General features: G+C 36.0%; 11 protein-coding genes. 1 reads left to right on the top strand and 10 read right to left on the bottom strand.

Features of this window, described 5'->3' with window-relative positions; translation table 11 throughout:
* Positions 1-121: 121 nt before the first annotated feature.
* The 4 genes from manA to HMPREF3267_RS06215 form a co-directional block, all read right to left on the bottom strand.
* Positions 122-1060, bottom strand: coding sequence for a mannose-6-phosphate isomerase, class I (gene manA / locus HMPREF3267_RS06230; RefSeq protein WP_002479029.1), 939 nt, complete (start codon positions 1058-1060; stop codon positions 122-124).
* A 15-nt stretch (positions 1061-1075) separates the two neighbouring features.
* Complete coding sequence (locus HMPREF3267_RS06225; RefSeq protein ID WP_002479030.1) at positions 1076-3025, bottom strand: fructose-specific PTS transporter subunit EIIC; 1950 nt, start codon at positions 3023-3025, stop codon at positions 1076-1078.
* Positions 3026-3115: 90 nt separating this feature from the next.
* Positions 3116-4966, bottom strand: coding sequence for a BglG family transcription antiterminator (locus tag HMPREF3267_RS06220; protein ID WP_237450136.1), 1851 nt, complete (start codon positions 4964-4966; stop codon positions 3116-3118).
* 228 nt (positions 4967-5194) lie between these two features.
* Positions 5195-5968: a hypothetical protein gene (locus tag HMPREF3267_RS06215; RefSeq protein WP_002479032.1), complete on the bottom strand. Its 774-nt coding sequence runs from the start codon at positions 5966-5968 to the stop codon at positions 5195-5197.
* Between the two features lie 326 nt (positions 5969-6294).
* On the opposite strand from HMPREF3267_RS06215, the gene HMPREF3267_RS06210 reads away from it, so the two are divergent.
* On the top strand, positions 6295-6624 hold the full coding sequence (locus HMPREF3267_RS06210; RefSeq protein WP_002492454.1) for a hypothetical protein: 330 nt from the start codon (positions 6295-6297) through the stop codon (positions 6622-6624).
* 615 nt (positions 6625-7239) lie between these two features.
* Here the strand turns inward: HMPREF3267_RS06210 and HMPREF3267_RS06205 are convergent.
* The 6 genes from HMPREF3267_RS06205 to HMPREF3267_RS06180 form a co-directional block, all read right to left on the bottom strand.
* On the bottom strand, positions 7240-8004 hold the full coding sequence (locus tag HMPREF3267_RS06205; RefSeq protein WP_002479034.1) for a hypothetical protein: 765 nt from the start codon (positions 8002-8004) through the stop codon (positions 7240-7242).
* Positions 7994-8332 (bottom strand): PadR family transcriptional regulator, encoded by a 339-nt coding sequence (locus tag HMPREF3267_RS06200; RefSeq protein ID WP_002460740.1) that lies wholly within the window; start codon positions 8330-8332, stop codon positions 7994-7996. The genes HMPREF3267_RS06205 and HMPREF3267_RS06200 overlap by 11 nt, the downstream gene beginning before the upstream one ends.
* A 145-nt stretch (positions 8333-8477) precedes the next feature.
* On the bottom strand, positions 8478-9767 hold the full coding sequence (locus HMPREF3267_RS06195) for a dihydrolipoamide acetyltransferase family protein (RefSeq protein WP_002479035.1): 1290 nt from the start codon (positions 9765-9767) through the stop codon (positions 8478-8480).
* A gap of 17 nt (positions 9768-9784) precedes the next feature.
* Positions 9785-10825 carry an alpha-ketoacid dehydrogenase subunit beta gene (locus tag HMPREF3267_RS06190; RefSeq protein WP_002479036.1) on the bottom strand — a complete coding sequence of 347 codons (1041 nt, stop codon included), beginning with the start codon at positions 10823-10825 and terminating at the stop codon, positions 9785-9787.
* Positions 10826-10840: 15 nt separating this feature from the next.
* On the bottom strand, positions 10841-11788 hold the full coding sequence (locus HMPREF3267_RS06185; protein ID WP_002479037.1) for a thiamine pyrophosphate-dependent dehydrogenase E1 component subunit alpha: 948 nt from the start codon (positions 11786-11788) through the stop codon (positions 10841-10843).
* 88 nt (positions 11789-11876) lie between these two features.
* On the bottom strand, positions 11877-12833 hold a 957-nt coding region (locus HMPREF3267_RS06180), incomplete at its 5' end, for a dihydrolipoyl dehydrogenase family protein (RefSeq protein WP_070866797.1).

Here is a 12833-nt window from a genome sequence, read left to right as displayed (position 1 = left end):
GAACTCTATATTGGCAGTAGTTGACTGAATTGAACATATGCTTATACCAAGATATTTTCAATCCTAGTCAACCTTACCAGGGCGGGACTACGAATTCATAATGAATTCTGTCCCGCTCCTTTTATGGATGACTAACGATTAACGTGAGTTGTCCATCAAATTCAACGTCATAATCATCAGCTGTGATAATAAAATGACTGCCTTTGTTAATTGGCCATTGTTCTCCATCTATAGCTACAATACCTTGTCCATCTATCACAGATACTAGACAATAAACATGTGGTTTCTCATATGGTAACGTGCCATCAATTTCCCATTTATCTACTGTAAAGAATGCGTTTGACACAAACTGTGTCATTGACTGGCCGTGCTTGATACTATGTATCGGCACCGTATTAGGATTTTTCGTTTCAAGATCAATAACCGCCTTACTCTGTTCCAAATGAAGTGCACGTAGTTGTCCATTTTTATCTTTGCGATCATAATCATAAATACGATAGGTCGTGTCTGAAGATTGTTGTGTTTCTAGAATCGTTATCCCGGCCCCAATGGCATGTACAGTTCCAGCCGGCACATAGAAAAAATCACCTGCTTTAACCGGAACGTGTTTAAATAACGTGTCAAAGTCTCGTGCATCAATCTTCTGGGCTAACTCAATTTGATTATCTGCATGAACACCATAAATAATTTCTGCACCTTCCTTAGCACTGATAATATACCAACACTCTGTCTTGCCATACTCGCCTTCGTGTGCTAAAGCGTAGGCATCATCCGGATGAACTTGCACAGATAATTTATCATTAGCATCCAAAATCTTTGTTAACAGTGGAAATTGGCTGCGTTGATCTTCTCCAAATAATGCGCGATCTTCATCCCATACTTGCGTCAAAGTCTTTCCTTTATGCGGTCCGTTTTCAATAATGTTCGGACCATTTGGATGTGCTGAAATCGCCCAACATTCACCAGTAGTATGACTTGGAATATCATAATTAAATTGTTGTTGTAAGGCACGACCTCCCCAAATGCGTTCTTGAAAAACTGGTTGTAAAAATAACACCATGTCCTGACGCCTCCTTTATAGTTGTTGTAACATGTGATATATATCTGCTGTTGATGCTGCTTCAATAAATTGTTTACGTGTAGCATCGTCCATTAAGGCTCTTGATAAACGTTGTAACAACTTCAAATGTGTATCATTACTATGATTTGGCACAGCTATTAAGAAAATAATTTGTGGTAATGAACCATCTAGACTATCCCACTTTACACCTGTTTGATGCTGTAATACTGCCACAACAGGTTCTTTAACTGCAGCTGACTTGGCATGTGGAATCGCCACGTTCATTCCTATTGCAGTTGTCGCTTCGGCTTCCCGCGCTACAATAGCATCTTTTAAAGTTAAACAATCATTAATATAGCCATGTTTATCCAATTGCTGAATAAGGCAATCTATTGCTTCATCACGCGTCATAGGTGTTTGGACACGTTCAATCAACTCTTGATGAAAGACTTGTTGTTCAGCAGTATTTTTATTGTCAAGATTTTCATTTACTGACGATTGTGGAGGCGTAGTAACTTCTGTGGCTAACGTTGTTTTTGCCTGTGTTTCATCAACATTAATGGCAGGCGTTTTACGTTTTAACAATAATACAGTCAGCGTTGTCACGATACTACCAACAATGACTGCTATAAAGAACCAAACAATATGGTCGATACCTCCAAGTACTGCTACAATCGGACCACCGTGCGCGACACGGTCACCCACACCACCTAAAGCTGCAATCACTGCTGCCACCATTGCGCCAAACATATTGGCTGGGATAATACGCAATGGATCTTGTGCTGCAAATGGAATTGCACCCTCAGTAATACCAAATAATCCCATTGTAAATGACGCTTTACCCATTTCTTGTTCTGATTGATTAAATTTATGTTTTTGGAAAAATGTAGCTAGACCTAAACCTATCGGCGGTGTACACACAGAAACTGCGACCATTCCCATAACCGTATAATTGCCTTCAGCGATCAAAGCCGAACCGAAAAGAAAAGCTACTTTATTAACTGGGCCACCCATATCAAAGGCAATCATTGCACCAATGACTAGTGCTAAGATAATGATATTTGTACCTTGCATACCTTTTAGCCAAGTGGTTAACACACTAAAAATACTCGAGATTGGCCCTCCGATAACAAAAATAAAAATTAAACCGACAACCAATGAAGCTAATATCGGAATAATAATAATTGGCATAATTGGTGCCATCGCTTTTGGAACTTTAACCTGTTTAATCCATTTAGCAACATAACCAGCAATGAACCCTGCAACAATGCCACCAAGAAAACCGGCACCTGCAGCACTACCATAGAAACTACCATCCGCTGCGATAGCACCACCAATCATCCCGGGTACTAAACCTGGTTTATCTGCGATACTATATGCAATATATCCAGCTAAAATCGGTACCATAAATCCAAATGATAATTTTCCTATATTTTCAATTGATTTCCAAAATGTACCATCATGCACCACTAGGCCTTTAGATGATGTTTCTCCGCCTAACGTCAAAGCAATCGCTATCAGCAATCCACCTACAACTATAAATGGCACCATAAATGACACACCATTCATTAGATGTTGATAGACCATTTGCACGCCACTTTTTTTATTTTCATCATCTACCACATCATGTTCGTTTGTTTCACCGTGATGATGATAAATTTTAGCGTCATGATCAATGATACGTTGAATTAATGCTTGTGGATGATGAATGCCTTCGCGCACATTTTCATTAATTAATCGTTTACCATGAAACCGAGCCAAATCAACTTGTCTATCAGCTGCAATAATAATGCCATCTGCCTCACGTATCTCCTTGGCAGTTAACACATTTTCTGCTCCCACGCCGCCCTGTGTTTCAACTTTAATATCAACACCCATCTCTTTAGCTGCTTGTTCTAATTTTTCTTGAGCCATATATGTATGAGCAATTCCATTCGGGCAAGATGTAATCGCTAATATTTTCATTTCAATCACGCTCCTCAACTTAAATTGTAAGCGATAACATTAAGGCATTAAAAAAGATAATTGCCACTAGTACCGGCAATTATCCTTGTATTAATCGAAAATTTCTTGTTTAAATGCAACTTCGTCTAAGCGACTCAAGTGTTCTACAGCTGAATCATCTAATTGAGCTAGCACGTGCATCAGTTGCTTATTCATGTGTATATCTTGAGGTGTAATGGCTAAGAAAAAGACTAACTTGACCTCATGTTCTTGCCAATAAAAACCCTCACTATGTTTAAAAATTAGAACATGTGACTTTAGCACCTTGTCTGGATCTCCATGTGGCATGGTTACACCATGTCCAATATAGGTGGATGATGCTTTCTCACGTAATAATGCTGTATGAATGTAATCCTCTTGCACTGCATGACATGCCATTAAAATATCATGTGCACGATCAAATAACTCAGGCAAACTTTGATATGACTTAGCTGTAATCACTTTAATAGGAATTGAACTCATATCATGGGAGGTTATGGTTGGATTAAGCTTTTGCTTAACCAATGATTGAATTTGATGTTGATCCTTTTCTGATAATAATGGAGATATCTTTATGACATCAACATATGATGGTACCTCAACATCTATATCATGTGTCATCACTAAAACGTCCACACCTTCAAATGAATAAGTAGCCAAATCATCATACTGAAGCGTATCTTGCACTTTAATATGTCGATTTAATGTTGTTAATTTCGTTTCTAATAGTTGAGAAATACCTAAGCCATAGTAGCAACAAATAACCATATGAACACGCGTCACTTCATTTCGATCAATGGATGCTTGAAAATGAATGGTTAAAAAGGCAATTTCATCTTCACTCAGCGTAATATCCGCTCTTTGCGACAGTGTTTGAACAATGTCAAATAATACATTAAAGGCATATGGGTAGAGCGTTTTGATTTCACTCGTCAATGGATTATTCATATACACTTCTTTTATAATCCTCAAATACGTACGACTAAAATGTTCTGTTAGATTGTCTTTTAAAATAACATCTTGACTAAATGGAATATGCATCTTTGCTTCCATTTTTAAAATTAATTGTTGAATATAACTATCAATAAATAGTTTTTCGAACGTTAGCTCAAACTTATTAAAATGATAACCGATGAAAAAAGAGAATAGTTGGCTTGTATCATCATTTAAGTCATAGCCTAAACGATGATTAATTTCTTCAATAATTCCTCGTGAAATCACTAAGGCTTCTTCATTTAAATGCCAAGACTGTGCATTCGACTGATGTCTTTTCATAATTAAAATAAGATGGATCATCAATTGTTCTATTTGTATGTCGGATGTAGATAGTTGCTCCGCTTGTAAATTAGTTTTAAAAATCTGACGTATTGTACAAACATGTGCTTCGGGTAGTTCATTCAGAATCAAATCTTCCACACGTACATGCTGTGTTGCTAACTGATTCAAATGTAAAATTGCATTATTTATTGCAGTTTCACTACCTTCTACAATAATACCTTTTCTTTTTTTTATATGTATATCTACTTCAAACTTGTCACACCACATGCGCAAACGCTCTAAATAATCCAATAATTCACGCTTTGTGAAACAAAATTGTTGTTCCAAATCTGTCAGAGTTACGATGGTATGATGCATCAACAATCGATAACCCAGCTGCACTAGATGGTTACTATCCTGCAAAGAAAATCTTTGAAGAGCCGCTTCGATATCTTCAATCGTGTAACGTGCCGTATTAAGCGTATATCCTTTAGCCTTTACACTTATAATCAGTTCTGCTAACAGTGACATATTCACAATTTTAATATCATTTCGTGCCGTCCGATTCGATACATTTAAATACGTTGCAATCTCATCTGACGTTAAATAACTCGATTGATTATTTAAAAATAACTGTACTAATTTCAATTGTCGATCAATCATCATTCACCCTACTCTCTATCTCAGGATTCGTTGTTGTTTAATGAGCAACCGTTTTCAAATACTTATTGTAGCCTGGAACAAAACGGAAAGCAATGAAGGATCTAGTAATATTTATATAGGTCTCAACACAAAATAATAGCACAAAGATGGTTTGATATTAGAAATCATCTTTGTGCTTCTTACGACGAGAGCGGGACAGACTTCATAATGAATTCGTAGTCCCGCCCTCTATTAAAAATTTCGTTTATTATTATTTCGTTGTTGAAAATACCGTATTACTAAAATTTTCGCCCTATTATTTTCTGTTATAAGATCATCATTGATAAATGCTAGAATACCTGTACTAATCAAGCAATAAACACACTGTGCATATGGTATAATACGATTTAAAAATATTGGACTTCCACCTGTAATATATGAAATACATACCATTATGCTCATCATAAAGGTTAATATAAGCAGACCCAGCTTTTTCTTCTTATGCGGATGGGAAAAAAGATGCATTCGTATCATATGAAGTTTGCTAAATATACATGCAATTTCTTCGTACATATTCCCTTCAAAATCATAGTATCTATAATGAATACATTTATAAAGTGCTCGTAATGGATAATCTACATTTTTTGAAGCAAGTTCCTTATTTATATCTTCTACTGTATCTAACCTTAATTTGTTTTCATAAAATTTTCTATTTAAACCTCTCTTGATAAACCATCTACCTTGCAAATCCCTGTAAATTATAAAAAAGTTTAAGCATGTCTGTATTAATACGATCCATACCATTATATTTGATAATATCAATGCACATACGATAGCAATTAGCATAATTTCCAAAAAATCATTCTTTAAATTTAGCAGTATTTTTATTTCTATAGCTAATGGAAAGCAAAAAATACCAATGATAACAATTGAATTCAAAAAGAACATAAAATAGTAGTCCCATTTCTTTTCAAAATCAAGAAACTTGAGCATGAATTTAACCGTGCTTTTCAAAATTGCTAGCATGTTCTTGCCTCCAGTAATTTTATTCCATGTTTTAATCTTTATATATACGTAGATGTCTTATTGACATAACCTATGATGCTATTATTAGTAACATTCTAGCATATCTCATTTTATATTTTTTATTATATGTATTCAGAACCCCAACTTGCGTTGTCCGTTGGCTTTCTTTTCGAAAGCCTCTCTGTTGGGGCCCCACCCCAACTTGCTTTGCCTGGTGAATTTCTTCTCGAAATTCTCTTTGCTGGGGCCCCTGTCCTTCATTACTTTCATATCTTATTAAGCTATGATACGTTAGGGTTATTCTTAGTAATAAGGAGTTGAACAGTTTGAATCAAGAAGCATTAGATCATGAATTATTGTTAATAAAACAATCTATCGATATGTTACAAGAAACATTAGCACCTGACTTAAAAACTCGTGACTTAATGCTATTGCGATACGGCTATACTGTGAATGAAACGCGTGAACTTGATCGTTATTTCTATGAGTTATTTCAATCTAAAACGTCTGTTTCTTTTGAAGATTATCATCAAAAGGTATGTAAAATTCGAGGTTTACCTCACATTTCGAAAATTCAAACGGAAGACATCTTAATTGGCTACAAAGCGAGTGGCCTTTATACACAATTAATGTCTGAAATCTTGCGAAGTAAATAAGTTTTCTTTATTATTACAAATTGAATAACGCGCTACAAATCCAACTAATTTTGTAGCGCGTTATACTCTGCAGAGCATCGATCGATGTGTCGTTGGAACCTCAGTGATTTCAACTTTTTGACTATAGCTTCATACACAAATTCTTCACTTGTGTTAAATTTAGCAACTCGAAAGTTGCTATGTTTTGATTATATCGCAGTAAACCGCTTGTGCACGTTCAAAATAACGATTATTGAATAGTTGATATAATTATATTTGAAAGTGTTAAATTTACAACTATTTTCGTACAATTTTATTGTATAGATTGTGCATTATATTCTCAATTTTTATTCGTCAAGTCACAATTGCAGAAGAAAAATAAACTACACAACTAAAATAATTAGAAATTAGGCGACACTTTTTGTAAATTGTCTATTAATTCTTATAAAATTACTCATATTTATTGCTAAAACACCACTATAATCCCATAATATTATGTATAATAATAGTGTAGCGATTTTATAGTAAGTTTTGAGTCTTATTATAATAGATGTTGTTCAGACATCATCCAAATAAAATCAGAGCCATGCAATACTTAACTTTTAAGTATCATGACTCTGTTTTTTATATTTCAATTTATTTCGATTTATTAGTACGGCTTTCTTTCCAAAACTGATAGATGTTAAAGGCGATAAATACGAAAGTCAATATAACTAAGCCTATCACAGAAATATAGATATATTGTGAGTTGTCTTTAGCAAACAAACACGCAACAATATTAGGCATACAAAGTGCTAAAATAATCAGTGCATACACTTTTTGCTTTAGTAAAATACATGCTAACATAACTGCAATAAGTAAGACTATCCCTAAAATAATACTTTGCTGTTGATTCAATGTCACGATGTTATAAATCGGAAATTTTCCTGTTAAATACGTACTTAATACCATTAAGCCAAAGATAGGAAAACCAGTCAAAAAGGCTAAAACATAAAGCCTCTTCTTATCTCCAAATTTTAAAATAAGCATTTTAATTACATACAATCCTACAATGACATTGATAAAGAAGATAAAGAAAATATTTAAAATATAACCGACACTTAATGTAAATGATTTAGTAAATAAATCTGGGATAGTAAATACGGCAATCATAAAGAGAATAAAGTAAGTCATATACTTAGCCAATTGATTAGCAAACGGCATATGCCGTGCAAAGCGATTGGCATAATCTTGTACTGGCGTGTCAATAATATCGCTCACATCTTTACCTTGCTGTTCACATATCGTTAAATGATCTCTTAATTCTTCATCTATTTCATCAATTTGTTCTTCACTTTTACCTCTAAATAACAATTCTACTCTAAGTTTAGTTAAAAATTCCTCTGACTGTTTACTTAACATTTATTTCACTCCCGAATAAATTTGTCATTCCAATATTTAAATATTGCCATTTTTCTTTAAAACGTGTTAATTCGTCTAAACCACTGTCAGAAATTGTATAATATTTGCGTTTAGGGCCGCCATTATCGGATTTACGTGTTGTGGTATGCACATAACCCTTTTTGCTTAGACGTAGTAAAACTGGATAAATACTCCCATCACTAATTTCTGGAAATTGATTTTCTTTCAATTTTTCTAAAATTTCGTAACCGTACGTTTCACCTTTTGCAATTAAGCCTAAAATTGCACCATCTAAAAGCCCCTTCATCATTTGATTCGAAACAGACATATCTATCACCTTTTTATCAACTATCTTGTAATATAAGATAGTACATCAAATTCATTTTGTCAACTATCTTACAATAAAAGATAGTAATTTTCCAAAAAAACACCCTCAATCCATTTAACCAATGCATTGAGGGTGTGCTGTCCTATTATAAAATAAGTAAATATGGATTTTCGATATATTTTGCTAATACTTTTAAGAACTCTGCAGCGCCTGCGCCATCTAATATTTGATGATCGAAAGTTAAACTTAAAGGAATACGTGACACTTGTCTCAAACTATCACCATCTAATGTGACTTCTTTCATCAATGCACCAACACCTAAAATCCCTGTTTCTCCTAGATTAAGAATAGGGGTAAAGTATTCAATACCACTTGTACCCATATTCGTGATGGTGAATGTTGCACCACTCAATTGAACATCATCTGTGTGACCATCACGTACGGCTTGAGATGTTTTTTTAATTTCTTCAGCGAGTGCACCAATGCTTTTCGTATCAGCTTCATTAATAACAGGTACCATTAGCCCTTCTTCTAATGATGTTGCAATACCTAAATGAACATCCTCATATTCCAATAGCTCACCATTGTCATAGCGTGCATTCATTGCGCCATAGTCTTTTAAGGCAAGTACAACTGCTTTAGCTAAGAGTGCAGTTACAGTTAATTTCACATCTTTATCTGCTTGATTTAATTCAACGGTTAATTTGTCTTTAAAATCAAGTAGACGATCGGCATCTACTTTGCGATGTAATGTTAATTGGGCTGTGTTAGCTAAACTTTCACGCATATTTTGTGCGATGCGCTTACGCATTGGATTTAATCCTTCTCCAATATTAGTAACATCAACGTTTTTACTTGTTTGGACTGATGTTTCAGTAGCTTTACTGTCATCGTAATCATAACCTTGAGCTTCTACGCGTTGAATGTCTAATTTGGTAATACGTGCATTTCCACCTGTGCCTTTTATGCGATTAATATCTAACGCTTTGTCTTCAGCCATATTGCGTGCAAGTGGTGAAATAAAGATACGCGTGTGTTGTGGTGATTTTTCCACATCTGCAGTTGATTTTTCTGTTGAATAAGATTGAGCATCGTCTTTTGCTGTCTCCGTTGACGTCTCATGCTGATCATGTTCTGATGTATCTGCAGTTTCATTTGTTGACTCAGTTGAACTTGAGCTATTATCTGTAGCTTCGTCTGCATCACCAATGATTCCAAGAACACCTTTAACTTTAGCATCTTCTCCTGCTTGAACCTCGATTTTTAGCAATGTTCCTGTCGCTGGCGCTTCAATATCTTGGGTTAATTTTTCTGAGCTAATGGTTGCTATACTATCACCTTCGTTGACATCATCACCTTCAGCGACAAACCATTCTTCTACAGTACCTTCTGTCATTGTCATACCTAGCTTTGGCATAATGATATTTTGACTCATTTATGTCACCCCCTCATTTATGATTTAACTTTTCTTAAGTCATCAACTAATTCTGCTGCAACATCTAATACTTTATCTGCATTTGGAATATATGCTTGTTCTAAGTTTGCTGCGAATGGTACAGGAGTATCTGGCGCCGTTACTTTTTTAATTGGACCATCTAAATAATCAAAAGCACGGTCGCCCATAACCGAAGCAATATCTCCTGCAACATTACATTGTGGGTTAGATTCATCAATCACAATTAAACGTCCGGTCTTTTTAACAGATGTTAATACAGTTTCTTCATCCCATGGTGAGACAGTGCGTAAATCTATCACTTCAACGGAAATATTGTCGTCTTTTAAACGATCTGCGGTTTCTTCGGCTACAGCAACCATTTTACCAATTGCCACAATGGATAAATCTTCTCCTTCACGGACAACACGTGCTTTACCTATATCAACGGTATAAGGTTCCTCTGGCACATTTCCTTTTTGCCCAAGTAACGTTTTATCTTCTGAAAATACGACTAAATTGTCATCTTGTACCGCCGCCATTAATAATCCTTTGGCATCATATGGGTTTGACGGAACAACTACTTTTACACCTGGTATCGCAGCAAACACGTTATAAAGTGATTGAGAATGTTGTGCCGCTGCACCTGCACCAGCCCCATGAACTGTTCGCACGACAAGTGGAATTTTAGCCTTACCGCCAAACATGTATCTCATTTTAGCGCCTTGGTTTAAAATAGGATCTAATCCAAATCCTAGAAAATCATTAAACATAAGTTCTGCAATCGGACGCAAGCCTGTAGCTGCTGCCCCCACTCCTGCACTTAATGTAATGTGTTCTGCAATCGGTGTATCAATGACACGATTACGGCTATATTTTTTCGCTAATCCTTTTGTCACTCCAAATACGCCGCCAAAAGTATCATCGTCTTTAATGTGCTTAACGCCTGCACCACCAGAGACATCGGTACCAATGAGAATGACATTTTCATCTTGTTCCATTGATTGATCAATCGCTTCGTTAATTGCACCCATAAATGTTAGCTTTCGCGTTTCAGTCATAATGATATCCTCCTTTTAGGCAAATACATCTTTATATAATGATTCGACATCTGGTAAATCACTGTCATCAGCATATTTCACGGCATCTTCAACTGCTTGTTCTGCAGCTTTTTCAATGTCGTCAGCTTCGTCTTCAGTTAACCAACCTTCTTCAATCGCTTGCTTTCTAAATTCTTCGGTTGCATTTTTATCAGCATTGCGATCATCTGGTGATTTAACCTTTTGTTCGTCACCTTCAAAGTGACCATATTTCCGATAAGTATCACATTCAATTAGGGTCGGTCCTTCACCTTTTTTAGCACGCGCAACCGCTTCTTCTGTCGCTTCTAAGACTGCCATGACATCCATACCATCCACACGTACACCTGGCATGTTATATGCAGAAGCGCGTTCAGCAATTGTCTCTGACGCACTGGCATAATCATGTGTTGTACCTTCACCAAATTGGTTGTTCTCACAAACAAAGATAACCGGTAAATTTAAAATAGACGCAAAATTAAGTCCTTCGTGGAAATTGCCTTCGTTTGCAGCGCCATCACCAAAGAAACATACAGCCACATTTTCTTTCTGCTGGTTGCGAATAGAAATACCTGCTCCGATTGCTAAACCAAAACCGCCACTTACAATTCCATTAGCACCTAACATACCTTTATCAATTTCGGCTACGTGCATAGAGCCACCCTTACCATGACCTAATCCTGTTTTTTTACCCATAATTTCTGCCATCATGCCATTCAAATCACAGCCTTTCGCGATGGCATGGCCATGACCACGATGGGTACTCGTGATGTAATCATCATCTTCAAGTTGTGACATGACACCAGTTGCAACTGCTTCCTCTCCAACATATAAATGGACAAAACCAGGAATTTTACCATCACTGAAAATTTTGTGCACTTTTTCTTCAAAATAGCGAATTTCATTCATTGTTTTATAAATCCAACGTGCTTGTTCTTTTTCCATAACTCATTCCTCCTCATATCCTCTTTATAGTGGCTTGCTATGTCCATTTAGTCATCGTCGTTGCTTTAACTAAACATCATGGCATATCTCACATATGAATCGCCTGATTATAATAAGCATCTGCACCTTCTCCAATCGCTTCCAACAATGCCGGATGGGGTTGAATAATTTCACTCAGCTCAGCAATCGTTCCCTCAGATGCTTTAACACCTAGTAATTCCCCAATTAAATCGGTAGCATGTGGTCCTACTATAAATGCACCTAGTATTTCTTTATATTTTTCATCTATTACCAACTGTACAAATCCTTGGCCTTCACCTTTAATTATGGCTTTAGCATTTCCTTGAAAACCAGATGTCGTCACTTTCACTTCGTAACCTAGCGCTTCAGCTTGTTCAGCTGATAATCCTACCGATGCAGCCTCGAGACGTGTATAAATACAGCGAGTAATATCTTCTTGTTTAATTGTTTTGGGCTGCATTCCAGCTAAATGTTCAGCTACATGTATACCATGAGCACTTGCGGCATGCGCTAATTGATAACCAGATGTTAAATCTCCGATTGCATAAAGATGTGCTTTTGATGTTTGATAGTGCACATCAACTTGTAGGTACTTACCGTCACGACTCAACTCCAAATCATTTACAATTTCGATGTTTGGTTGACGCCCTGTTGCTACTAACAAACGATCAAAAGAAATCGTATCTTGTCCTTTTAAATGCAATGACTTTTTCTCTACCTTTTCAATATCTGCAGATGTAATAATTTCAATCCCTTGTGACTCTAAATGTTCTCTCAACAGCGCTCTCACTTCATCAATTTCAGTAAGCAATATATCATCTGCTACTTCTACAATGGTTACTTTGACACCTAAATCTGCCATGGATGATGCCAATTCTGTAGCAATGACGCCACCACCTATGACTACTAATGATTTAGGTAACGCTTCCATATCAAAAAACGTATCTGTCGTTTCATAATCAACGTTTTCTAAACCTGGAATAGATGGTACAAATGGTCGACTGCCTGTTGCTAATACAACATC

Source organism: Staphylococcus sp. HMSC62D11 (genome assembly GCF_001839145.1).
Taxonomy (GTDB): domain Bacteria; phylum Bacillota; class Bacilli; order Staphylococcales; family Staphylococcaceae; genus Staphylococcus; species Staphylococcus lugdunensis.
The sequence above is the reverse complement of the archived record's forward strand: the minus strand, read 5'-3'. Positions and strand labels throughout refer to the sequence as shown.